Source organism: Vibrio sp. B1REV9, from assembly GCF_905175395.2.
Classification (GTDB): domain Bacteria; phylum Pseudomonadota; class Gammaproteobacteria; order Enterobacterales; family Vibrionaceae; genus Vibrio; species Vibrio alfacsensis.
In genome coordinates, this window is sequence record NZ_CAJIMW020000221.1 from 824,393 (window position 1) to 849,817 (window position 25,425).

Below are 25,425 nucleotides of genomic sequence, written 5' to 3' on the forward strand. Positions count from 1 at the left end.
TAGACGTGATTGTGAATCTCTAATATCGGTTTTTAACATGATAAAAGCGAGTAACCAAATGAAATGGTTCTCGCTTTTTTAATCAATTACCACGTTCGATTCGAGATAAAAATTACCCCGTAAACTCTTCAGAATCGGGACGATTGGTAAACTGCACACCATTTAAGAAGTCGCACAGCAGTTGGTCTTCACACTGTTTGTAGTTTTTGTTGTTTGGCTTGCGGAAATACGCACCAATTTCGTATTTACTTAAACTAATACCAACCACTTCTAATACGTCCAACACATCTTCTGCTTTCATGTCTAGCGCAATGCGCAGCTTCATGAGAATCATGTTGTTGGTCAACGTGACTTCTGGTTTAGGTTGCTCGCCGTCTTTTTTGCCTCGCTTGAGGTTAATAAAGCCATTTAAGAATACCGCTAACTCTTGATCCTTCATCTTAACGCTAGATTTGTCGCTTTCATCTTTTAACCAGTTTGCCACTTTATCGTGAGCCACAGTCACTTCGGCCTGCCCGAAAGCTTTCATTATCTGTGCGTTTTTAAGGTTTAACGCGTGTTGGATACGACGTAAAATTTCGTTGTTAGTCACTAGGGGTTCCTAAAATGAGTTCTAAGGGAGAATAAAAATCCATCAATTACATGCGATCTGTGGGTGTCTTTATTCAATAGCGTAGTTGACGGTGACTCTAACAGAGAACACGTTTCTTCGGTAGGTTAAAAAATGGAAATAAGACGGCCTACTCGAACTAGTTGGCGAAGTTGGTAATACCCCACGAATCAACATCTCTCTTCCCTAATTAGCATCACTTAATGAACCCAACGTAAGTCCGAACATCCAGTTATAGTTAAAACCAAGTTAACTATAGTTGATACCATGTTTTTTGTATTACAGATCCGCCAAAAAAGTATTAAAAACAAACAAAAGCGCCCTCTTTGAGCATGTATTAAAAATTAAATTGACAGTATCCACTATAATTGCAATTATAAAACTATAGTTATAGTTTGGAGTCATAACGTAATGAAAAGAATTAAGGAAACCATCTGTCAGCATTTTGATCAGCTAAACCTAGACCTAAGAATCTCAGGAAATGGCCGCTATATTGACCAAAAATGTACCCCAGATGTGGTTAGTTCACTGGCTGAAGTGATTTTAGAGTACATCGATCGTGGAAATGCGTCGTTTACCATCCGAGATCTGATGGAATCGGAAGAGCTCGATACCGTGATGGTTAACCAATTTCAAAAGCCATCGATCAGCCACCCTGGTGCAGCGAGTGAGTATGATAAGGTCGCGTCTCAACCAGTAAAACTGTTTGAGTATGCCCAATTGATCAAAACCATTGAGTCTACAGGGCGTGCAAAACGCTATGTCGTATTAAATGAAAGCATCTTGCAGTTTATTGCCACGGGCGAGAAAAAGGCGCTGGAATTTTTGGTCATCTACCTAAACAAAGTGCTCAGTGATAGCGGCTTAAAGGACGAGTTTGACCGCTTTTTTACGTCTCCAAACGCAAACAGCTTTACTCATCTAAAAGAGCACTACTGCAACTTTATTATTGAGCACACGCCGATCAACGGCTTGACGGAAAGTCGCCGAATCTTCTCTAAGGTGCTCAACCCACTGGCGTTTGATCAATCGAACTACGGCACAAAAGCAGGCCGCCTTTCTGGCTCTCCGATCTCATACCATGAGCTGTTTTATAACCGAGTGAACTTTAGGGATCATGATAAGCCAAAAGGTACGCCAAGAAGTACGTTCCTCGCGAGCTTTCCGGAAGACACCGCCACTGAGATCTACCAAGTCGAACGAGCGAAGAAACACATCAAGCGCTACCACGATGGAAAAAGCGAGATCAACCGCTACCGAGAATTGGAAGCGAATAATGTTCATCACATCTTTCCTAAACACCAATTTCCAGAGCTTTCCGATACGTTCGAGAACCTAATTCTGATTACCTCTGGGCAACACTTGGACTTTGCACACCCAAATGCAAATACACAGCAAATCTCTAAGTCTTATCAACTGGTCGCACTGCTGGCTAAGCTCGATAGCATTGAGAAATCTGTATACCGAGAGAAAGATGAGTTTTATAGCCTTGCAGAGTTCATGCGTGTGGTGAACATTGGTTTAGATAAAGAGTTGCTGTTAGATGGTATGGGCGTTGCTGAGATCCGCCATCGATTAGCAGAAGAATACGTGCAATAAAACGCTCAGCAACGCAATAGCTTCATGGCGATGGATGATAACGCTACGTGAGATAGACGCCATCCTATCGCCATTTAAAACACCCAAGCTCACGGCTAGAAACTTGGAACACCAAAGACGAAAAAGAGAGGGAATGATGACGTCAGTTGGCTTTACCAAAGAAATGATCGACGCTGCTCAAGCGGAATCAGAAAAAAGAGAGCACCACATTAAACACCACTTTGAGGTAGCGCACTTTAGCTCTGATGAACGAAACCAGATTGGTTTTCTTGGCGAGTTTTGTTTTTGTCAGTTAATGGGGGAAGATTGGCGACAAAACATCCGTGACAATTACTTAACCATTGATGATTGTGATTTTAGACTCAACAACTTGGTGATTGATGTCAAAACAGAAACCGTACCCAAGCGTCATGCGCATAAAATCATTCAACGAACCATTGATGATGATGCTATCTATGGCCGACGTTTGTACAGCGAGGGGCAATTTAACCTCCTCAAAAAGTACGATGTGGTGGTGTTTGGTTTAACCATCCGAGAAGAGAACAACGCTTGGTATCCGATTGGGTTTATCTCTGCTCGCGATATTCAAACTCGTTACACACCAACAAGGTTTCGCCCAGATGGAGGGCAATCCCCCTCACCAGGCGCACCAATACGTACATCCGAGCTGCGACCGATTGAAGCGCTTAAACAGTTAACAAGCGCAGAGTTTCAGTAGCACGTGATACAAAAAGACCCGCGCATGATACAAAAAAGGCCAGCACGTGGATGGCTGGCCTTTGGGTACAGACTCAATAAAATCAGCTTCGGCGTTTCATACCAAAATAATTCACCGATACGCTATCAATGTTCATTGAACGCGTTCCGTAGTTTCTCGCGATGCGGTAAAACTTATTGAACTCGTCACTAGAAAAGTAGGCGATGTCTTCATCTTTCGGGCACTCTTCCGAATACAAAATTGCCGCTGAACCATCTGCGATGCGTTTTTTTGGCAGACGAGCCGCACGCGGATTGTAGGTGAGGTTCGGAACAAGAATGACATCAGAATCAAGATACTTTCTTACAGCAAAATCACTCAGTTCATCAACATAACAATCGTAATTGTCGATGTTTTTGATCTCGCCATTGCCGATGTTGCGAGATTTGATCACGCGATATTTTCCGGCTTCTTTGGTGTGTTGCTTTGTGATCTGACGGTCTCGGAACACCTTAAATTTCCCAAACTCCAATGTATCAAAGATACTGTCAAACCAATCATTTCGGTATAACAGCCAACTATTGAAGTAGGTGTGTGTTAGGTAATCTTGCTCCAAGCAAAGAAAGTCTTTGTTCAAGTAAGAGTACACCGTGACTTTGCTGCTTGCTTTTGGTTTTACCGTCGTAAACGTGATGGAAACCGTCTCAATTTTTACGTCAAATGCCTTTTCGTTGTAGTCATTGATATGAAGTAATGTGTAGTTTTCCAGCAACTCTCGCGTTTTAGTGTACTCAGGCGCGTTAAGCAATGCTTTAGGCACAATCAACGAGACGTGTTTTGCCACTTGGCTGCATTTCTCGATAAAAAACGAAAAGATATTATTGGTGTTTTGATTCGACAAGCCACGACGATATTGCTTTAGCAACGCCGCCTCTTTGATTTTCATGTATGGCGGGTTACCCACCACCACATCATAGCTGTTCTTCACATCCCAAAGCAGAAAGTCTTCATTATAGAAGTTAAACGTCACATTCTCGTTGGCAAGGTACTTACTGACAAGCAACTGGCACAATTTGATGGACTCTTGGTTGATGTCAACGCAGTCAATGATGAGACGCTTTCCTTGGTACTTCTTCACGATTTGATGCAAGAAATTACCCACACCAACAGAGGGCTCTAACACTCGAATGTTCTCGGCACTGATCTCTGGCAACGGTGCTATCGCAGAAAAGCAAATCTCTTGATCGGTGTAATAAGCCGCGGTATGCAGCCTTTCCGCATTCGCCAGTTCACAGATCTTGAACATGTCTTGGCGTGCGTACTGCGTCCAGTTTTGCTCAACAAAGCGATACAAGTTTTCCGCGTTTTCAAGTTGATGTTGCTTGATCGTTTGTGCGATGTCTTTTTTTGACAGTTTTGGTAGCTCTAACTTTTGGATCTTTTTACCAATCTCACCAAATACTGCACTCGGAACCGCCTCACCTAAACACTGACGAATGTTCACTTCCGTTTTTTTTCTAAACTGATTTTTGGTTTCAAAATCCGCAGAGTTAGCTGGAATCGAGCCTGCAGGCAACCACTGAAATGATTCTGGAATAGACATCATCAACATCAGTTCACGAATGCTAAACACACGATGATCCACCGGATGAACGGTATTTTGGCTCGGTAAGCAGTCATTTCGAGTGTGGATACATGGCGCGACTCTGTCCCAAAGTTGGCGCTGATATTTATCGCCGTTCTTACTTTGGTTTAAAACAATCTTGCCATCCTCAATTTTGTGAGGTTTTAAGTGGTCTTCTGGGTTGTCGAATGCACTTTTTCCATATGCCGTGGCGGCAATCCACGGGTACATGTTCTCTTTGTATGGACGAAACGAATGGAAGAAATCATCACTAGAGAACTCGCCCATCGTATTTAGTGCTGGGAGATGCCCAATCACTTCACGCAATGTTTTTTCAGGGCGGTAATCTGGATACAAATCCAACGGAGTCACGCCTTTTTGATCGCGTCGAACACCAATAACAAGGGTACGAGTTCGGCTTGAGTTCGCGCCATAGTTTTTCAGGTTGAGTACCTTGCTCTCTATTAAATAATCTGGAGCGAGGTTCGTGTGAATCGCTTCATTAATTGGCTTATCTACCCCATCCAAATCGGTACAGGTTGACTTTAAGAATGCGCGCACGTTCTCAAAGATGAAGAATCGCGGCTTTTGCTCTTTCACAATACGCAATGACTCAACAACAAGAGAGTTGCGGCCAAGCTCTTCATTCTTTTTATGGTTAGCAACACTCATCCCCTGACAAGGCGGCGTCGCAACCACAAGATCCACATCTTTAATATTTTTAAGGTGTTTGTATGCGTTGATTTCCGCATAGAGGGCATCATGCGTTTTAGGTTGCGTTAGATCGCCACAAATATAGCCAGATTCAAACTCACACTTGTTGTTGTATTTCTGGATATTTATGCGTTTTTCTAGAAGCTCTGCGGTCGCAATGCATTTAAAGCCAAGCTCTTTTAAGCCAAAGCAACCAACTCCGGCAGAACTAAATAAACTAACGTAAGTGAACATGTTATTTCCCCATAAACTGAGGCGAGATTTTATCACATACACATTCAATTAGAAGGGAAAGGTAACAGCAAAAATATAAGCACCTGAAAATAAAGTGTATTTATTTTTTTGTGGGTTTTTAAATCATTAGAAATGAAAAAAGCCAGCGATAAGCTGGCTTTTAGAATATGGTGGAGGGGGACGGATTCGAACCATCGAAGGCAGTGCCGGCAGATTTACAGTCTGCTCCCTTTGGCCACTCGGGAACCCCTCCATATGGCGAGTATAATAGAGAAAGACGAAAAGAATGTACACCATTAAATTACACTTACGATTTAAGTGATTAAAACATGTTCAATTACATTGTTGATGAGCGATTAAAAGCACGCCACTATTATCAAGACTGTGTCAGTTTTTATGGTGACAATAGCGCTTAGATTGACCAAATGAACGAACAGGCGTATCACAACGACTTCGTTCCACTTATGTGAGAGGAAAACCCTTGGAACACATTAACGATTTGCTGATGGCCATGAAGCCGCTTCTTGAACAATATGGTTACCTCGCGCTGATCGTCAGTATCTTTCTTGAGGGGCTCGGCATTCCCATGCCTGGCCAATCTTTAATGATTGCTGCTTCCATCATTTCATCCGAGCATGTGATGAACCTGACCGCTGTCATGGTAGTGTCTTGGTTAAGTTGCTTTCTAGGGAATACTTGTGGCTACTTAGTGGGTTACTATTTTGAGGGATGGCTAGATAAGAAAGGCTACATTTCCGGGCCAAAAATGCAGAAATTACAAAGTACCATTCAAAAATATGGCCCAGCCTGTTTAGTTGTCAGTCGCTTCATTGAAGGTATGAAACAATTTATGCCACTCGCTTGTGGGATAGCTAAAATGCCACGTAAAGAGTTCTTATTGGGTAATGCGCTCGCAACCACGATTTGGGTTGCCTTGTTCAGCTTCCTCACCAACATCGCTTTTGAACATTTAGGCTTAATCACACATCTTTATTCTGAGCACCAATACGCAGTTTGGATCATCGCTGCTATTCTCTTCTCGATGATGATCATCGCCTTACTTAAACGAAAAAAATCTTAGAACATTGCTTTAAGGTGAAGACTCATAAAAGCTCAGAGTATCAAGTGAATAGATACTTTGAGCTTTTTTTTGTTATTTCCCTACTCAAAATTTAGCAGCCATTTAGACGTCTAGACGTTGACAACAAACTGGTGTCCGATTAGTCTGCTCACCTTTATTTTTGTTTATGTTGTCGTTCACATGTCTGGTTCAAAAAATTCTAATAAAGCAATTGCACCATCAGCGATTGCACTTTTGCCTTTGGCCATCTTTCTCGCACTGTTTATTGGTGTGGGCACTTACCTATCTTTACAAGGTGTCGATTTCGCGTTTTACCAATTGCCAGCTCCAATCGCGGCGTTACCAGCGGTGATCTTAGCGTTGGTGCTGAGTAAAGATAAGTTAAACCGCTCTATCGAACACTTTATGCGTGGTGTTGGTCATCCAGACATCATTGCGATGTGTATGATCTACCTATTAGCGGGGGCATTTGCCGCGGTTGCAAAAGCCTCCGGTGGTGTTGATGCTACCGTGAACCTAGGCCTATCAGCCATTCCTACCAGCATGATTTTACCGGGTATCTTCTTGATCTCAGCTTTCATTGCAACGGCAATGGGCACCTCAATGGGGACAATTGCAGCCGTGGCTCCAGTCGCGCTCGGCATTGCTGAATCGGCAGGCATGAGCCTTCCATTGACGGCGGGTGTGGTACTCAGCGGCGCAATGTTTGGCGACAACCTATCCATCATTTCAGACACAACTATCGCAGCAACGCGTTCTCAAGGTTGTGAAATGAAAGATAAATTTAAAGAGAACATTCGTATTGCGTTGCCTGCGGCATTGGTTGCATTGCTGATCTTTGCGTTCAACAGTACCGCGACTCAAGTACCAGAAACTGGCCCGATTGAATGGCTAAAAGTGCTGCCGTACGTCACTATCCTGATCCTTGCGGTGTCTGGCATGAACGTCTTTGTGGTTCTGAGTATTGGTATTGTACTCGCGGGCGGCGTGAGCTTATCTTCTATAGAGAATTACGGCCTAACCAATTACGCTCAAGACATTTATTCTGGCTTTGGCAGTATGCAGGAGATCTTCTTGTTGTCGATGCTGATTGGTGGCATCAGTGAACTCATGCGCCGCCAAGGTGGCTTAGCGTTCCTGACAGGCTTTGTGACTCGCATTATCCGTTCATTTGGTTCTAGCCATTCTCAAGAATCCAACGGTCGCGCAAGTGAACTCGGTATTGCGGGCTTGGTTTCTATGGTCAACACCTGTACTGCTAATAACACCGTCGCGATCATTGTTTCTGGCAGCGTCGCACGTGAACTGGCAGAAGAGAACAACGTGACACCTCGCCGCTCTGCCAGTTTATTGGATATCTTCTCTTGTGTTGTACAAGGCGTACTGCCTTACGGAGCGCAGGTGTTGCTGCTTGGCTCAGTGTTCAAATTGTCACCATTAGAAGTAGTGGCGAACTCATACTACTGTTTTGCACTTGCTATTGCCGCGATCGTGGCGGTGTTTATTAAGCATCCTGCTCGCCAACCAGCTGCGCAAACTGAACGTTAATAATTTCGATTAAAGGCTCCTGATGGGGCCTTTATCTTTTTATTTTTCTTGCTCTTTTTCTTTCTTTTTCCCTCTTTCTGTTTCTGTATCTTTGATCGCTTCTCGTAAACTCACCGCATCATGCAAAGGTATGTGCAAATGCTGACTGATGACCTTGAGTTTCTCCACTTGCTCGGCATTACTGTTGGCCGCAACGCCACTTGCACTGAAGTGATTGTTCTCAAAGCCGACTCTAATATCGAGCCCTAGCAACATGGCACTGGTTAAGCAATCTTGCTCTCGTGCTCCAAAGGCACACACTGCACAGCGCACTTCTGGCGTTACAAAGTCTGAGTCAAAAAAACGCGCGAGATTCAGAGCACGTAAATCCCAAGGTGAAGATTGTTGCTCTTTTTGGTAACGACCAAGTACGACTAATGCGTGTTGATGGTGATCAGGCAATAAGCCTTTCTCTCGCAGCAAAAAATACCGGTCTATATCGTTTTGATCGTACAGAATGATTTGGCTTAATATCTCTTGCTCAGCAATTCGATGAAAAAACGCCGAGCTTTGATTTTGGCTTTGTTCATCAGGAAAAGCTCTCGCAATGCAAAAGACGCCGCCTCCGGTTTAACGGCGTCAATCAATGCGATTTGTTGCTGAGGAGAATACATGCCGACCGCTTCCGTGGTTAACTGAACCAGCATGGCATCACCAAGTGCATCTTTTACGGCATGATACATCTCTAGGTTGTCTTTGATTTCGAGCGAGTGATTGCCTGCCGTATCTCTGGTATGCAAATGGATCATGGCAGCCCCTGCCCTTTGGCATGCTTTCGCTTCGGCAACCATTTCATCCATACTCATCGGTAAATTGAGGTGATCTTGCTTGGTTTTACGTGCGCCATTTGGTGCAACGATTATCGCCACTCTTGAACGTTCTAACGAGCTATCCATTACCATGTTTGAGAGACCTCATTGAGGGTGAGAGCAAGTTTCTCCACCAGCTCTTCAATATGATGATTCTCAATGATAAATGGCGGCGCAAGTAAAATATGGTGGCCATTAATACCATCGATTGTTCCCGCCATTGGATAACACATGAGCCCATTGGCCATGGCTTGTTGCTTTACGTGTTTTGCCGCATTGCTTGAGACCGCGAGAGGCGTTTTACTTTGTTTATCGGCCACCAGTTCAATGCCTAAGAATAAGCCTTTACCACGAATGTCCCCCACATAAGGGCAATCCGCCAAACAAGCCTCTAGCGATTGACGAAGTCTCTCACCTTGATGGCTCACCGCTGCCAATAGGTTTTGATCATCAATTGCCTCAAGCGTGGCAACAGCGGCGGCACTGGCAACGGGATGCGCCATAAAGGTATGCCCATGTTGGAAAAAACCACTGCCCATTGCTATGGTTTGATAAACCTTGTCATTCGCAACGACCGCACCGATCGGCTGATAACCAGCGCCTAACCCTTTCGCCATACAAACCAGATCAGGCTCCGCTTCTTCTTGCTCAAAAGCAAAAAAAGTTCCACTTCTACCAACGCCGCACATGACTTCATCCATGATAAGTAACACATCATAGCGATCGCATATTTCTCGGATCCGCTTAAAGTAGCCTCGCGTGGCAGGAACCGCCCCTGCCGTTGCTCCAACAATGGGTTCAGCGACAAAAGCCATGACATTCTCTGCGCCCAATTCCATGATTTTGCTTTCCAGTTCATTCGCGGCACGCAAAGAATATTCTTCTTCTGATTCATTTTGACGTTGATGGCGATAAGCATAACAAGGGGGGATATGATGGCTGGAGGACAAAATGGGTTTAAACGGTTCGCGCCGCCATTCATTTCCGCCAACGGCTAACGCCCCTAACGTATTGCCGTGATAGCTTTGTTGGCGAGCAATAAAATACCGTTTCTGCGGTTGCGACCTCTCAACAAAATATTGCCGCGCCATTTTTAACGCGGATTCCACCGCTTCAGATCCGCCACTGACCAAGTAAACGTGGTTAAACTGTGACGGCATTCTTTGGCAAATCAACTCCGCGAGGCGTTCACTATTTTGGTTGGTGAAAAAGCCCGTATGGGCAAACGGCACTCGTTCTATTTGCGCCAACATGGCTTGTTTGACTGCTTGATGACTATGGCCCAAGTTGGACACGGCAGCCCCGCCGCAGGCATCTAAGTACGCTTTACCTTGATGATCAAATAAGTAGACCCCCTCTCCCCGTTCAATTTTGGGTAACTTAGCGTGACAGTGACGGTGGAACATATAGGACATGTGAGCGCCTCCAATGCGGTTGTTTTGTAAGCATAGTCAGGATGAGGGGCTTTTTGGGAATATCGCAAAACGAAATATTGAGAAGCATTTGGATCATGGCAACCCAAAAACTATAAAAAGATTAACAATCAATACTTTAATAAAAACAAGGCCAGCTTTTATTAAGGCTGGCCTATGGGTGACTAAAAGCTTTATGAATTGACCATCTAGCCAATATAAGTACCGACAATTACGCTTGTAGCGCTTGCTCCAGATCTGCCAAAATATCTTCAATGTGCTCAATGCCAACAGACAAACGGATCATCTCTGGTGCAACACCCGCTTGTTTTTGTTCTTCCTCACTAAGCTGACGATGAGTGGTGGATGCAGGGTGACACGCGAGCGATTTGGCATCGCCAATATTGACCAAACGTTTGAATATTTTTAGTGCATCGTAGAAACGAACCCCCGCCTCATAACCTCCCTTTAAGCCAAATGATAAAATGGCCGATGGTTTGCCCTGCATGTATTTTTCTGCCAAAGGATAATGTGGTGAGCTTGGTAAACCGGCATAACTCACCCAACTTACCTGCTCATGCTGGCTTAAGTATTCAGCGACTTTAAGCGCATTCTCTGTATGACGCTCCATACGCAGTGATAAGGTTTCTAGCCCCTGCATGAGCATAAAGGCGTTCATCGGTGATAGCGCCGCCCCGGTATTTCTTAACGGAACGGTTCGAGCACGCCCAATAAACGCCGCTTCACCAAATGCTTCGGTATAAACCACGCCATGATAAGACGGCTCAGGTTGATTAAAGACAGGAAAACGCGCTTTATGCTCTGCCCATGGGAATTTACCTGAATCAATGATAATGCCGCCCAATGTTGTGCCATGCCCACCAACGTATTTCGTTAAGGAGTGAACCACAATGTCTGCGCCAAATTCGATGGGTTTACACAATACTGGAGTAGCGACGGTATTATCGACAATGACAGGCACGCCTTTTTCATGAGCAAGTTCTGCAACACGTTCTAGATCGATGATGTTGCCCGCCGGGTTACCAATACTTTCACAGTAAACGGCTTTGGTGTTGTCATCGATAAGCTCAGCCAAACTTTCTGGCTTATCATCTTTTGCAAAGCGTACTTCTATACCTTGATTCGGCAACATATGGGCAAACAAGGTATAGGTCCCCCCATATAACTGAGGGGTCGAGACAATATTATCGCCCGCTTGCGCTAAGGTTAAGATGGCATAGTTAATCGCAGCACTACCAGCGCTTACTACCAATCCTGCAATCCCCCCTTCTAAAGCGGCCATGCGCTTTTCTAGTACATCATTGGTTGGGTTCATGATGCGGGTGTAAATATTGCCCGGTACTTCAAGGTTAAATAAATCGGCCCCATGTTGAGCGTTGTCAAACTCATAAGCCACGGTTTGATAAATTGGCGTCGCAACGGATTTTGTCGTGGGATCAGTTTCGTATCCAAAATGGATCGAGAGTGTTTCGTCTTTCATGTATCTTCCTTGAATATTTATGTGAATGGCGATCACTCAATATACTGCCTATTTTTTCAGCAAAGATACTTGCTAACCGTCACAATCTTGTTTCTAGCGGTTTAGCCTTAAGCTGCGATTTGTCGTTTCAACCAACGCCGAAATTTGTTGGTTGGCACACTTTTCGTATTGGTGATCAAATAGTAGCCCGCATTTGCCGCAATAGGCTCAAAGGGCGACACTAAGCGACCCGATTTTAGTTCATCCGCCACCAGCGCCATTCGTGCCATGGCGATACCAACCCCTGCTTCTGCCGCAGAGATAGCCATATCAGTACGATTAAAGAAGTGCCCCACATCCGTTTTGAACGATAAGCCCATACTTGATGCCCAAAATAACCATTCATGATCGCGTGCAGCACTCTCCCACGGCATTGCATCGTGCAATAATGTTGCCTGACACCATTCAGATTTAGAGGCGTTCAGAGCTTTTAGCCACTCATGTTCTTCTAAGTATTTTGGGCTCATTACAGGCAAAAGCCGCTCTTCAAGAATGAGCTCTGCACTCGCATCTCGATAAGGGTGAAGCCCATAATCAATCGCAACATCATAATCTCTGAGTTCACTATTAACGATCGCCCCCTCAGCGTAGATTTGAACTTGCAAGTCAGGGTTTTCAATATGAAAACTTTCTAATCGAGGAACCAACCACTTAAATGCAAAAGATGGCGTTAACTTAAGGCGAATTTCGTTACTCGGTTTTTCTGTTTGCAGATCATCAAGCGTTTTACTGAGTTCTGAAAAATGAAAGGAAGTTGACTTCAATAGTTGATGCCCAGTAACCGTAAGTGTAATCCCGCGCGAGTGGCGTTCAAACAAAGTAAAACCGAGCTGTTCTTCTAATTGAATAATTTGCTGACTGATCGCTCCCGTCGTCAGATGCAGAGCCTTTGCGGCTCGAGTAAAACTCGGAAACTCCGCCACTTGAGTAAACAACCATAATCCACTAACGATGCTACTTTTCATCCTTGAGCCTATAGTTTTTCTAAACGCTGAATGTAATTTATATCGATTGTTAACAAAAGGTAAAGAAGACAAACTGCGCAACATCGTAAATGTGTGGGACGCATCAATGGACGTTATCGTAATAGGCAGCGGTGTTATTGGTTTAACCTCAGCTTGGTATTTGTCACAAGCTGGCTATCAGGTTACGGTGATTGACCGCCAGCCAAGCAGCGCGATGGAAACCAGCTTTGCCAACGCTGGACAAATATCTTACGGTTACTCTTCCCCTTGGGCCGCACCAGGCATCCCTAGTAAAGCCATAAAATGGTTAACCGAAGAACACGCCCCACTCAAAATCCAACCCTCACTCAATCCAGACCTGATTCGTTGGGCCACGCAAATGCTCGCTAATTGTACGCTGCCTCGGTATCAGAAAAACAAAGCACGTATGCTGTCGATCGCGAATCATAGCCGAGCTTGTTTAGAACAACTCAGGAATGAACACGCGATCAATTATCAAGGGCGACAATTGGGCACACTGCAAGTGTTTCGTACTCAGCAACAACTCGATGCCATCGAAAAAGATCTCAAATTACTTGAACAGAGCGGTACCCGATTTCAGTTGATGGACGTAAAAGAGTGCATTGAGCAAGAGCCTGGACTGGCGTTAGTACAAGAAAAACTGGTCGGTGGCTTATACCTACCAGACGACGAAACCGGGGATTGTTTTCAGTTCTGCCAACAGTTAACAGAGCTTGCGAAAGCCCAAGGTGTCAGGTTTGAGTTCAACACCGAAGTAAGTAATTGGATCACTGTAGGCAAAAAGATCATAGGTGTCCAAACCGATCGCGGGCTATTTAAAGCAGACCAGTTTGTACTTGCTTCTGGCAGTTATTCAACCGCACTACTTAAGTCACTTAAAATCCACATTCCAGTCTATCCTGTCAAGGGTATTCACTGACGGTTCCGATTGAATGTGAGCAATTTGCCCCACGTTCAACAGTGATGGATGAAACCTATAAAGTCGCCATGACTCGCTTTGATGACCGAATCCGTGTTGCTGGAACGGCAGAACTGGCTGGCTTTGACTCGTCCCTACCACAAAAGCGTAAAAACACCATCGAGATGGTCATCCGTGATCTTTTCCCTAAAAGTGGTGACTTTAACCAAGCGGAGTTTTGGACAGGCTTTCGGCCAATGACACCCGATGGAACCCCGATTATTGGAGCAACCCCATATGAGAATCTGTTTACAAATACGGGCCACGGCACCTTAGGTTGGACCATGGCATGCGGCTCAGCACACATTCTAGCCACAATCATGCAAGGCTTGGAATGTCGCATAAGCGATGAATCAGAGTTGGGCCTAAGTCGTTATGCCTGATGATTGGCATTTCATGGACCTTTACGAGTCAGGTTCTGCTCACCCGTGCCGCTGCATCAATATCAATATCAATATCAATATCAATATCAATATCAGCCCCAGAGCAACAGAGCAACAGAGCAACAGAGCAACAGAGCAACAGATAGCTTATTAATCCATCAGACTTATATCAAACCGAAGATAACACTAAAAAATGCATTGATATTCAGCATTACAAAACACTGCATATTCAATCAATTTAATGCCATTTAAAGCAATGTTCATCCACCCAACAAAACAACCATCTATTATTAACAATTTTTAACCATTTCGTGTCCACCATCACGTTACAAACGAGCAACAGAGAAAAAGATTAACAATTGCATTACAAAAAAGGGTAATGTGTTGTACGAAAAACAACCACAACCATAATAAACAGGGAAAATACTCATGCAGTCATTAGTTGATTTTCTGAATGGAATTATCTGGAGTCCGGTACTTATTTATTTGTGCCTAGGTGCGGGTTTGTTCTATTCCATCATGACGCGCTTTGTGCAGATTAGACACTTCTTTGAAATGTGGCGCTTGCTACTCTCTGGAAAAAGTTCTGCCAAAGGGATTTCGTCTTTTCAAGCACTTGCTGTTTCGTTATCTGGCCGTGTTGGTACAGGTAATATTGCAGGTGTCGCCGCGGCTATCGGTTTTGGTGGTCCTGGTGCGGTCTTCTGGATGTGGGTGGTTGCTTTCTTTGGTGCCGCGACTGCATACGCAGAATCAACGCTAGCACAGATTTATAAGGAAGAAGACGAGGGTGAATTCCGCGGCGGTCCTGCTTACTATATAGAGAAGGCTATGGGCCAAAAGTGGTACGCATGGATCTTCGCTATTGCCACCATTTTTGCTTGTGGTGTTCTGCTTCCTGGCGTTCAATCAAACAGCATTGGTAATGCCGTAGAGGCCGCATTTGGCTCTGGTGACATGATTGAAACCGCTATCGGTACTTTCAGTTTCGCTAAAATTCTCACCGGTACGGTTGTCTGTGTCATTCTTGCTTTCATCATTTTTGGTGGCGTAAAACGTATTGCCAACTTTACGCAGATTGTGGTGCCTTTCATGGCGCTTGCTTACATCATCTCTGCGTTCGTTATTATCTTGCTGAATATCAGTGAAGTACCACGAATCTTTGCCATGATCTTGGGTGATGCCTTTACGCCAATGGCAGGTATTGGTGCTGCGATTGGTTGGGGCGTGAAACGTGGCGTTTACTCTAACGAAGCCGGTCAAGGTACTGGACCTCATGCAGCAGCAGCAGCAAGTGTCGATCACCCTGCTCAACAAGGTCTGGTTCAATCGTTCTCAATCTATATTGATACTTTGCTCGTGTGTTCAGCGACGGCATTTATGATTCTTATTACCGGTGCTTACAACGTACACGATGCTGTCGAAGGTGCATTCTTAGTGCAGAACCTCCCTGCAGGCATCGGTGCAAACGGCCCGGTATTTACTCAAATGGCAATTGAAAGTGCCCTACCTGGGGTTGGTAAACCATTCATTGCGGTTGCGCTGTTCTTCTTCGCGTTCACCACGATTCTGGCGTACTACTACATCGCAGAAACGAACATCGCGTACATCCGTCGCACTTTCAAAGTCAACGGCTTGATGTTCATTCTTAAGGTCGTTCTGATTACGGCGGTATTCTACGGCACAGTGAAAACGGCAAACCTTGCGTGGGCAATGGGTGATGTGGGTGTTGGCTTAATGGCTTGGTTAAACATTGTCGGCATTTTGATCATCTTCTTCATGTCGAAACCAGCATTAAAAGCACTGGCTGATTACGAAGATCAGCAAAAGCGAGGCGTAACAGAATACACGTTCAACCCAGTTGCACTTGGTATTAAAGGTGCACATTACTGGGAAGAAAAATACAAGCGTAAAACGGGTAAAGTCCCAACGGCAGATAGTGATTCAACAGAAACGGTTGAACAGCCCTCTACCTAACGTTTGATTTGGCCCCCTCTCCTTACGGGTTGGCAGGTCTATAAGAAAAAGCAGTGACCCAAATAACGGGTATTAAAAAAGGGTTAGCCATTGGCTAACCCTTTCTTTTTGCATTTAATCAATGAGTGATTAAGCGGCGATTTCTTGTGTAGCGACTTGAGGCTTTTGCTTTTCGCCGATTGGAAGAATCACACGGCCGTACTCGTTATTTAGTACTTGAGCCATTGCAAAGTAAATTGCACTTGCGCCACAGAAGATACCTTCAAAACCAGCAATCGTACCGATCAGTTCGCTACCAGTGAAATCACGCGCTGCTAGTAGGAAGAATAAGATCGTTAGAGAACCAAATACCACTTGCTTCGCTACTGGGTAGCATAGAGAACCGATGAACATGAAGCCAGTGAAGATACCCCATAGTAGCAAGTACCAACCCATGAAGCTTGCTGGGCTTGCTGGTAGACCCATGTAAGGCATAACGATTAGGCCAACAAGTGTTAGCCAGAATAGACCGTAAGAGGTAAATGCCGTTGTACCGAAAGTATCACCACGCTTGAAGCACATCATGCCAACAAGAACTTGGCTAAGACCACCGTAGAAGATACCCATCGCTAGGATCATAGAGTCAATTGGGAAAAATCCTGCATTGTGAATGTTAAGCAGAATCGTGGTCATACCGAAACCCATTAGACCTAAAGGTGCTGGGTTAGCCAGTTTAGTCGACATGTAAGCGTACCTATTTCAAAAATGTTGATAAAAATTGCGCGCGAATTTTAATTGACGACCAAACAAAAGAGAAAAGACGTTATTGGAAACTTAGATTACGCAAATAGGCAATTAAGTGAATAAAAAAAGACCCACCTAAAAAAGAAATCCTTTATGGTTTTTTAGACCAAATTTTAGCCAACCACATCCCAAATATCCCAATTCACTACACATTATGCCAACCTCCACTTTTCGACTTATTGTGCCGAATTATTGTGAAAATTGCAGAAAGCAAGACATGAATAGCGGTTAACTCGTGGGACTAACGACGACACTTATCACGCGGTATTTATCCCCTTTAACCTGCGAATGTGCCCAAATCATGAGAGCCCAAATCATGAAAACCTAAGCAATGAGCGCCCAAGCCATGAATCCTCAGCTCAAATAATGATTGACTTGGCATGAGCAACACACATTAGATACAAAAAAACCAGCCCGAAGGCTGGTTCATGATTTCAGTTATCTAGTAAGGAATTATTCCCACTCGATAGTCGCTGGTGGCTTACCAGAGATATCGTAAACCACGCGAGAAATGCCATCTACTTCGTTGATGATACGGTTAGAAACCTTACCTAGGAAGTCGTATGGTAGGTGTGCCCAATGCGCAGTCATAAAGTCGATGGTTTCTACCGCACGTAGTGATACAACCCAATCGTACTTACGACCATCACCCATAACACCTACTGAACGTACAGGTAGGAATACCGTGAACGCTTGCGATACTTTGTTGTATAGGTCTGCTGCATGTAGCTCTTCAATGAAGATAGCGTCAGCACGGCGTAGCAAGTCACAGTACTCTTTCTTGATTTCACCAAGAACGCGAACACCTAGACCAGGACCTGGGAATGGGTGGCGGTAAAGCATGTTGTATGGAAGACCAAGCTCTAGGCCGATCTTACGTACTTCATCTTTAAATAGCTCACGTAGTGGCTCAACAAGGCCCATTGCCATTTCTTCAGGTAGACCGCCCACGTTGTGGTGTGATTTAATCACGTGCGCTTTACCCGTTTTAGACGCTGCAGATTCGATTACGTCTGGGTAAATCGTACCCTGTGCTAGCCATTTCGCATTCTTAAGTTTCTTAGACTCTTCATCAAATACGTCTACGAATACGTGACCAATAGTCTTACGTTTTTCTTCTGGATCAGACTTGCCTTCAAGTGCTTTTAGGAAACGATCTTCAGCATCAACTTTAATGATGTTTAGGCCGAACTTATCGCCAAACATATCCATCACTTGCTGACCTTCGTTCAGACGAAGCAGACCGTTATCAACAAACACACATGTTAGCTTGTCGCCAATTGCACGGTGAACCAGCATTGCAACCACAGATGAATCAACACCACCAGATAGACCTAGGATAACTTCATCGTCACCTACTTGCTCTTTAATGCGAGCAACCGCGTCTTCGATAATAGATTCTGACGTCCATAGACGCTCACAACCACATACGCCAAGAACAAAGTTCTCTAGCATCTGTAAGCCACCTTTAGTGTGCGTTACTTCTGGGTGGAATTGCACGCCGTAGTATTTCTTCTCTTCGTTCGCCATAGCAGCGTAAGGACAAGTCTCTGTCTCACCGACTTTTACGAAGTCAGCAGGAATTTCCACTACCTTGTCGCCGTGGCTCATCCACACGTCTTGAGTCAGCTCAAGATCTTTAAATAGTGCAGATTCACCAGAAACTTTCACTTGTGCGTAGCCGAATTCACGTTCAGTAGAACCCGCTACTCGGCCACCTAGTTGCTCTGCCATCGTCTGCATGCCGTAACATACACCCAAAACTGGTACACCTGAATCGAATACATATTGCGGTGCGCGCGGAGAGTTTTCTTCTGTTACGCTTTCTGGACCACCGGATAGGATGATGCCGTCTGGGTTGAACTCACGAATGTCCGATTCTTCAACGTCCCAGCTCCATAGCTCACAGTAAACACCGATTTCACGTACACGGCGTGCTACTAGCTGAGTGTACTGAGAACCGAAGTCCAAGATCAGAATACGTTGGTCATGAATGTTTTTAGTCATTTTGGCAGTCTTATCGTAAACCCCGAAAAAATTCGAAGTTATAGGTTATTAAAACGGAGGCGAGTTTACCCGCCTCTTATTAATGCTTCAAGGAAAAAAGCAAACGTTTACGTCAGATTTATTCTTACTAAATCTGAACACCGATAGGCATTAACCTAGGCGGTAGTTTGGTGCTTCTTTCGTGATCTGAACGTCATGAACATGAGACTCTTTCATGCCTGCGCCAGAGATACGTACAAATTCAGCTTTCGTACGCATGTCTTCGATCGTTGCGCTACCAGTAAGACCCATGCTTGAACGTAGACCACCCATTTGTTGGTGTACGATTTCTTTTAGACGACCTTTGTATGCGATACGACCTTCAATACCCTCTGGTACCAGCTTGTCTGCCGCATTGTCTGATTGGAAGTAACGGTCTGAAGAACCTTGAGACATAGCACCTAGAGAGCCCATGCCACGGTAAGCTTTGTATGAACGACCGTTAAACAGAATCACTTCACCCGGTGCTTCTTCTGTACCTGCGAACATAGAACCAACCATCACACATGATGCGCCAGCTACGATTGCTTTACAGATGTCACCAGAGAAACGGATACCACCGTCAGCAATCACTGGGATGCCATACTCGTTTGCAACTTCTGCTGCATCAGCGATTGCCGTTACTTGAGGAACACCAACACCCGTTACGATGCGAGTTGTACAGATTGAACCAGGGCCGATACCAACTTTAACCGCGCTAACGCCCGCTTCGATGAGTGCACGAGCACCAGAACCAGTCGCAACGTTACCACCAATGATGTCTAGATCTGGGTAAGCCGCGCGAGTTTCACGAATGCGGTTAAGTACGCCTTCAGAATGACCATGTGAAGAGTCGATAAGTAGAACGTCAACACCCGCTTCAACAAGAGCGGCAACGCGTTCTTCGTTACCAGCGCCAGCACCAACTGCTGCGCCAACACGTAGACGGCCACGCTCATCTTTACATGCGTTTGGTTTACGTTCTGCTTTATGGAAGTCTTTCGCAGTGATCATACCGGTTAGTTGGAACTCATCATTCACAACCAGTACTTTTTCAACGCGTGCTTCGTGCATCTTCTCTTGCACTTCTTCACGAGTTGCACCTTCTTTAACTGCTGCAAGGTTTTCTTTTGCTGTCATTACTGATGATACTTTCTTAGAAAGATCAGTAACAAAGCGAACATCACGACCAGTGATAATGCCTACAAGCTCATTGTTTTCAGTAACAACAGGGAAACCTGCAAAGCCGTGTTTGTCTGTTAGTGCAACCACATCAGCGATTGTCGCATCTGGATTAACGGTTACAGGATCGGTAACCACACCAGCTTCAAACTTCTTAACTTTACGAACTTCAGCAGCTTGCTGCTCAATAGACATGTTTTTGTGGATAAAGCCAATGCCACCTTCCTGCGCAAGTGCGATCGCAAGACGAGCTTCCGTCACTGTGTCCATCGACGCAGAAATCATAGGGATGTTCAGACTAATATTTTTCGTTAACTGAGTGCGAAGATCAGCTGTGTTAGGGAGAACGGTGGAGTGAGCTGGCACGAGTAGTACGTCATCGAATGTCAGCGCTTCTTTGGCAATTCTTAGCATTTGCAATATCTCACAATTAGAGGAGTAAAAAGAACAATCCAGTCTCATCGTTTCGCATAATGAGGGTAACCCGTTTTAGGTAGTGGGCTACATTTGGATTAGATATTGCGGAGGGATTATACGGTTAACGTAATCGCTTGACCACAAATTTTTTAATTTTTTTCTTGCATTTACCCCCTTGATATGTATTATATTGCCGCTAACTTCCATACTCACGTCTACGGAATTAGCTGTGCTCTCCCAGACCAATCAAAATATCTTCACGGTTTCTCGTCTCAATGCTGAAGTGCGTCTGTTACTCGAAAACGAAATGGGGATTGTTTGGCTCGTCGGAGAGATCTCCAACTTCTCTGCGCCTGTCTCTGGCCATTGGTATCTCACGCTTAAAGACTCCCGCGCTCAAGTTAAATGTGCCATGTTCCGTGGTAACAATCGTCGCGTCACTTTCAAACCGGCTAACGGCAATCAAGTTCTCGTTAAAGCTCGTCTCTCTTTGTATGAGCCGCGTGGTGACTATCAGCTGATCATCGAAAGTATGCAACCCGAAGGTGATGGCCGTCTGCAACAAGAGTTTGAAGCCCTTAAGATGAAGCTGGCTGCGGAGGGTTTGTTTGCTCAAACTAATAAGCAACCTTTACCAGTGCATCCCAAACGTGTTGGTGTGATCACCTCAAAAACTGGTGCAGCGCTGTACGACATCTTAGACGTATTGAAACGCCGTGATCCATCGCTACCCGTGGTGATTTACCCAACCATGGTGCAAGGTGAAGATGCAGCGATTCAAATTGCTCAAGCAATCGGTCGTGCAAATAGCCGTGATGAATGTGACGTATTGATTGTTGGTCGTGGCGGTGGTTCGTTAGAAGACTTGTGGTGCTTCAACAATGAAATACTTGCTCGTACGATTGCCGCAAGCCAAATTCCGATCATCAGTGCGGTTGGTCATGAAGTTGATGTGACAATTGCTGATTTTGTCGCTGACATGCGCGCACCGACACCATCTGCCGCAGCTGAATTGGTCAGCCGTGATAACAGCCATAAAGATCAAGCTCTGGCCACTCGTCAGCATAAACTCGCGAGTGCGATGCGTTACTACTTTACGCAGCAAAAACAGCAAGTCGCTCAACTGACGCATCGTTTAGAACGCCAACACCCGAGCTACCAACTGCAACGCCAGTCGCAACAATTAGATGAATTAGATATGCGCTTGCAACGCGCTATGCAACGATTCATCTCGACTCATCAGCAAGCCGTAGAACGAAAACACCATCGTTTGCAACTCAACTCCCCTAACAAACGACTTGCTGAGCAAAAATCGAAGCTTGATCGGATCGAACAGAAATTGATGGATGCGATGGATCGTAAATTACTGACCATGCGTCACCAACTTGCGCTCGCAGCGGAAAAACTCGATACCGTCAGCCCATTAGCAACGCTAAAACGTGGCTACTCGATTACACAAACCGAGCAAGGCAAAGTCATTACTCAAGCATCAGATGCAAAAACGGGCGACGTTTTAGTCACCCGCTTGGCCGATGGTGAGCTTCGCTCTACCGTAAACTAGTTTGTACCAACCTTTTAGTACTTAATAATCTAGTACTTATCATTCTATTTAGTACTTAACATTCTATTCGCCTGTCACCACTTTTTGAAACTCAAATCGAACTCGAGATTTTGATTTAAGTTCATTACAGCTATTACAAAAGTAATTGGCTGCCCCACACGCCTGTAGCTTTTCTAACTCTGCGTCACAATCGGGGCAAAACCCTACCTTTTGAAAATCAGAATGGCATTGATTACAGTGGTATTGACCTGTCCACTCTAGTTCTACATCACAGCTTGGGCAGATGTTTTGTTGCATGCTTCTCTCCATAATTTATACCAGTACCACTAAATGATACCAATCACCGTAAATACCTGATCATTTTAGCTTGTTACAACGCTCAACACCGAGTTATACGATTTCGTATGGTTTGATCGATGTCAGTATTGATGGTTTTAATCTTTACAAGTTTGATCCAGATCACACAAAGTAAGCCACTGATCGCTGATGCAGAAAAAGATCTTCATCTGATCTTCTGATATTTACCCTTTGATCAGCGATCACCCCTTAAAAGAATATTTATATACCCACACGCCGAAAGCATAAGTTACATATTCTGCATCTCGATTTTAGATAGAATAAAAATCTAATTATTGTTTTTATGGTGGCTGAAATTAGAGTTTAATAAAAGAATAGCAACCAAGTCTCCATTGTTTACATTGCTGTGCATTTCGATAGTTTGGGAGTCAATTTCTATTAACGTGACGGTAATAGAATTGAAGTCACTAAGTTGGCTTGCATGCGTTCCACCACAAGGGATCACAGCCATTTGGCTTTCACCTAGATCACATTGCCAATACCGTGAATCTGTCAGATGTTCACCATCACAGTTGATCTTGATCTCTACGCCTCGCTGGATCCAATCAATGAGCTGGTTATTCACGTTTTGCTCTATTAATTTTAGATCAGACAGCATATCTGCGCTGTTTAATCCTCTTTTACGTAGAGTTTTACCTAGACGATAGGTATCAAGACATTTATCTGGGGTAACAAAGCTGGTTTCTTGTGCATAGCTGTTGAAGTCGTAGTTACCATGTGGGTCTTTACGATCTGCATCTTTGCGCCAATAGTTCTCTGCCAATACCTTATTAAGCGCTAAGTAGGCTAAATGCCCAGCGCTATGACCTCGGCTAAGGGCGAGTTGATATTCTTTATCAACATCGAGCGAGATGATATCACCAACATTAATCGCATCGGTATAAGATAAAACATGCACAACGACAAACACCCAGCCCTGAGTATCGCGTTTTACAGGAATGGTATGGCCGACATACAGTTCTCCACTGACAAGTTCCACGGCGCCTACTTGGCAATCTATCACTTCAAATGCCTGACCATTAAACACTACCGAGCCTTTATCTGCCGGATGATCTGGCCAAATATGGCTGACGGGATGAAATGGGGTGATATCCGTAATAACGTAAGTGACGCTTTCCGTTGATTGAACGAGTTGAATTTGTGCTTCCAATTGCCAAGTTTGGTGACAGAAACGAATCTTTGTTGCGGTGATAGTCATATTCAATTTTCTATACATAAAAAAATACCCAAGCCTAAACTTGGGTATTGAAAACAGTGTCGATTACTTGTTGCGGTTTTTAACCATAGACATCATACGTTTACGTTGACGTTCTTGTGAAATCGTCAGCTTGTTCGTACGGTTCTCGTATGGGTTATCGCTATTCTGGAAGTTAATACGGATAGGTGTACCCATAATTTCCAGAGACTTACGGAAATAGTTCATCAAGTAGCGTTTGTATGAATCAGGCAGATCACGAACCATGTTACCGTGTACAACAATAATTGGCGGGTTGTAACCACCAGCGTGTGCGTACTTCAGTTTGATACGACGACCACGCACCATTGGTGGTTGGTGATCATCTGTTGCCATCTTCATGATACGAGTCAATACAGAAGTACCTACGCGAGTCGTTGCTGATTTGTAAGCTTCTTGAATCGATTCAAATAAGTGACCAACACCTGTGCCGTGCAGTGCAGAAATAAAGTGAATACGAGCAAAGTCAACGAAACCTAAACGGCGGTCGAGCTCTTTCTTCACTCTTTCTTTCACGTCATTGTCTAGACCATCCCACTTGTTTACCGCTAATACGATAGAACGGCCCGCGTTCAAGGCAAAACCAAGTAGGCTCAGATCTTGATCAGAGATGTTTTCACGCGCATCGATCACCAATAGCACCACGTTTGCATCTTCCACAGCTTTAAGCGTTTTAACCACGGAGAATTTCTCTACCGTTTCGTTAATACGACCACGACGACGTACGCCTGCTGTATCGATCAACACATACTCACGACCATCACGTTCCATTGGAATGTAGATAGAATCACGAGTGGTTCCTGGCATGTCGTATACGACAACGCGCTCTTCACCAAGAATTCGGTTTGTCAGTGTTGATTTACCAACGTTAGGGCGACCAATGATTGCCAATTTGATTGGCTGGTCTTGTAAACGTTTGAACTCTGCTTCTGCATCTTCTTCGGTGTAATCTTCGATCGCTAGCTCTTCGTCTTCGAACTCAGTCAGATCTTCAATCTCACCTTGCTCAGATTCACTGGCAAGTAAATCATCGAAGAATGGCGCTAATGCACGTTCTAGCAATGCCGTTACACCACGGCCATGCGCCGCAGCGATTTGGTACATGTCGTCAACACCAAGCTGCCAAAAATCGGCACAAGCGGCGTCAGCATCAATACCATCAATTTTGTTTACAACCAGCATTGCTGGTTTTTCAATTTTACGCAGATGAGCTGCAATTGCTTCATCCGCAGACGTCAGACCTGCACGACCATCCACTAGGAATAGCACTACGTCAGCTTCATCAATTGCTGCTAACGATTGCTGTGCCATCTTCGTTTCCACGCCTTCTTCTGTACCATCGATACCGCCGGTATCAACAACAATGAATTCGTGTTCTTCGCCAAGTCTTGCTTGACCATATTTACGGTCTCGAGTTAGGCCTGGAAAGTCCGCAACCAATGCATCACGGGTGCGAGTCAATCGGTTAAATAGTGTCGACTTACCTACGTTCGGACGCCCTACAAGAGCAACAACAGGTACCATAACAACCTCTACAATAATCTATCTTCTGTAGTTATAGGTAACGACTTGCCCAATGCCAAATCAAACCAGCTTTTTACCTATAACCACATCCGGTTTTTAATAATTTCAAACAACAAAACGGCTCCTAACTG

General features: G+C 44.6%; 17 protein-coding genes, 1 tRNA gene and 2 pseudogenes. 7 read left to right on the forward strand and 13 right to left on the reverse strand.

Going from position 1 to position 25,425, the window contains the following annotated elements; translation table 11 throughout:
* Positions 1-112: 112 nt before the first annotated feature.
* Positions 113-592 carry a DUF1456 family protein gene (locus tag KHN78_RS04220; RefSeq protein WP_004727605.1) on the reverse strand — a complete coding sequence of 160 codons (480 nt, stop codon included), beginning with the start codon at positions 590-592 and terminating at the stop codon, positions 113-115.
* Between the two features lie 429 nt (positions 593-1,021).
* Here KHN78_RS04220 and KHN78_RS04225 point away from each other — a divergent pair, with 429 nt between their 5' ends.
* Together KHN78_RS04225 and KHN78_RS04230 are read left to right on the forward strand one after the other, a co-directional pair.
* Positions 1,022-2,209 (forward strand): hypothetical protein, encoded by a 1,188-nt coding sequence (locus tag KHN78_RS04225; RefSeq protein WP_223917760.1) that lies wholly within the window; start codon positions 1,022-1,024, stop codon positions 2,207-2,209.
* Between the two features lie 133 nt (positions 2,210-2,342).
* Positions 2,343-2,927, forward strand: coding sequence for a hypothetical protein (locus KHN78_RS04230; RefSeq protein WP_211919905.1), 585 nt, complete (start codon positions 2,343-2,345; stop codon positions 2,925-2,927).
* Between the two features lie 82 nt (positions 2,928-3,009).
* Here KHN78_RS04230 and KHN78_RS04235 read toward each other — a convergent pair whose 3' ends face one another.
* Entirely contained in the window at positions 3,010-5,478 is a 2,469-nt protein-coding gene (locus tag KHN78_RS04235) for a DNA cytosine methyltransferase (RefSeq protein WP_211919906.1), read from the reverse strand.
* Between the two features lie 168 nt (positions 5,479-5,646).
* Positions 5,647-5,731: transfer RNA gene (locus KHN78_RS04240), tRNA-Tyr, on the reverse strand.
* A 252-nt stretch (positions 5,732-5,983) separates the two neighbouring features.
* Between KHN78_RS04240 and KHN78_RS04245 the strand changes: the two genes are divergently transcribed.
* Positions 5,984-6,559 (forward strand): DedA family protein, encoded by a 576-nt coding sequence (locus tag KHN78_RS04245; RefSeq protein WP_211919980.1) that lies wholly within the window; start codon positions 5,984-5,986, stop codon positions 6,557-6,559.
* A gap of 180 nt (positions 6,560-6,739) precedes the next feature.
* Positions 6,740-8,107, forward strand: a complete 1,368-nt coding sequence (locus tag KHN78_RS04250; RefSeq protein WP_211919907.1) for a Na+/H+ antiporter NhaC family protein — start codon at positions 6,740-6,742, stop codon at positions 8,105-8,107.
* Positions 8,108-8,146: 39 nt separating this feature from the next.
* Here the strand turns inward: KHN78_RS04250 and KHN78_RS04255 are convergent.
* The 4 genes and pseudogenes from KHN78_RS04255 to KHN78_RS04270 all read right to left on the reverse strand — a co-directional run bounded on the left by KHN78_RS04255 (position 8,147) and on the right by KHN78_RS04270 (position 12,872).
* A pseudogene (locus KHN78_RS04255) lies at positions 8,147-9,048 on the reverse strand (3-keto-5-aminohexanoate cleavage protein).
* Positions 9,042-10,370: an aspartate aminotransferase family protein gene (locus KHN78_RS04260; RefSeq protein ID WP_211919908.1), complete on the reverse strand. Its 1,329-nt coding sequence runs from the start codon at positions 10,368-10,370 to the stop codon at positions 9,042-9,044. Before KHN78_RS04260 ends, KHN78_RS04255 begins: the two are co-directional and overlap by 7 nt.
* A gap of 229 nt (positions 10,371-10,599) precedes the next feature.
* Positions 10,600-11,868 (reverse strand): O-acetylhomoserine aminocarboxypropyltransferase/cysteine synthase family protein, encoded by a 1,269-nt coding sequence (locus KHN78_RS04265; protein WP_211919909.1) that lies wholly within the window; start codon positions 11,866-11,868, stop codon positions 10,600-10,602.
* 107 nt (positions 11,869-11,975) lie between these two features.
* Entirely contained in the window at positions 11,976-12,872 is an 897-nt protein-coding gene (locus tag KHN78_RS04270) for a LysR substrate-binding domain-containing protein (RefSeq protein WP_211919910.1), read from the reverse strand.
* Positions 12,873-12,978: 106 nt separating this feature from the next.
* Here KHN78_RS04270 and KHN78_RS04275 point away from each other — a divergent pair.
* Both KHN78_RS04275 and KHN78_RS04280 read left to right on the forward strand, forming a co-directional pair.
* Positions 12,979-14,234: pseudogene (locus tag KHN78_RS04275) on the forward strand (D-amino acid dehydrogenase).
* Between the two features lie 429 nt (positions 14,235-14,663).
* A complete protein-coding gene (locus tag KHN78_RS04280; RefSeq protein WP_128811529.1) occupies positions 14,664-16,211 on the forward strand; it encodes an alanine/glycine:cation symporter family protein in 1,548 nt (515 codons plus the stop codon).
* Between the two features lie 129 nt (positions 16,212-16,340).
* Here KHN78_RS04280 and KHN78_RS04285 read toward each other — a convergent pair whose 3' ends face one another.
* The 3 genes from KHN78_RS04285 to guaB form a co-directional block, all read right to left on the reverse strand.
* A complete protein-coding gene (locus KHN78_RS04285) occupies positions 16,341-16,934 on the reverse strand; it encodes an acetate uptake transporter (protein ID WP_211919911.1) in 594 nt (197 codons plus the stop codon).
* A gap of 513 nt (positions 16,935-17,447) precedes the next feature.
* Positions 17,448-19,001 (reverse strand): glutamine-hydrolyzing GMP synthase, encoded by a 1,554-nt coding sequence (gene guaA / locus KHN78_RS04290; RefSeq protein WP_211919912.1) that lies wholly within the window; start codon positions 18,999-19,001, stop codon positions 17,448-17,450.
* Positions 19,002-19,151: 150 nt separating this feature from the next.
* Positions 19,152-20,615, reverse strand: coding sequence for an IMP dehydrogenase (gene guaB, locus KHN78_RS04295; RefSeq protein WP_128811532.1), 1,464 nt, complete (start codon positions 20,613-20,615; stop codon positions 19,152-19,154).
* A gap of 232 nt (positions 20,616-20,847) precedes the next feature.
* Between guaB and xseA the strand changes: the two genes are divergently transcribed.
* On the forward strand, positions 20,848-22,179 hold the full coding sequence (xseA, locus tag KHN78_RS04300) for an exodeoxyribonuclease VII large subunit (RefSeq protein ID WP_211919913.1): 1,332 nt from the start codon (positions 20,848-20,850) through the stop codon (positions 22,177-22,179).
* 63 nt (positions 22,180-22,242) lie between these two features.
* Here the strand turns inward: xseA and KHN78_RS04305 are convergent, their stop codons facing one another.
* The 3 genes from KHN78_RS04305 to der all read right to left on the reverse strand — a co-directional run bounded on the left by KHN78_RS04305 (position 22,243) and on the right by der (position 25,294).
* Positions 22,243-22,476 (reverse strand): zinc ribbon domain-containing protein, encoded by a 234-nt coding sequence (locus KHN78_RS04305; protein ID WP_211919914.1) that lies wholly within the window; start codon positions 22,474-22,476, stop codon positions 22,243-22,245.
* A gap of 328 nt (positions 22,477-22,804) precedes the next feature.
* Positions 22,805-23,734: an alanyl-tRNA editing protein gene (locus KHN78_RS04310; RefSeq protein ID WP_223917761.1), complete on the reverse strand. Its 930-nt coding sequence runs from the start codon at positions 23,732-23,734 to the stop codon at positions 22,805-22,807.
* Positions 23,735-23,797: 63 nt separating this feature from the next.
* Entirely contained in the window at positions 23,798-25,294 is a 1,497-nt protein-coding gene (gene der / locus KHN78_RS04315; protein ID WP_128811536.1) for a ribosome biogenesis GTPase Der, read from the reverse strand.
* Between the last annotated feature and the right edge of the window lie 131 nt (positions 25,295-25,425).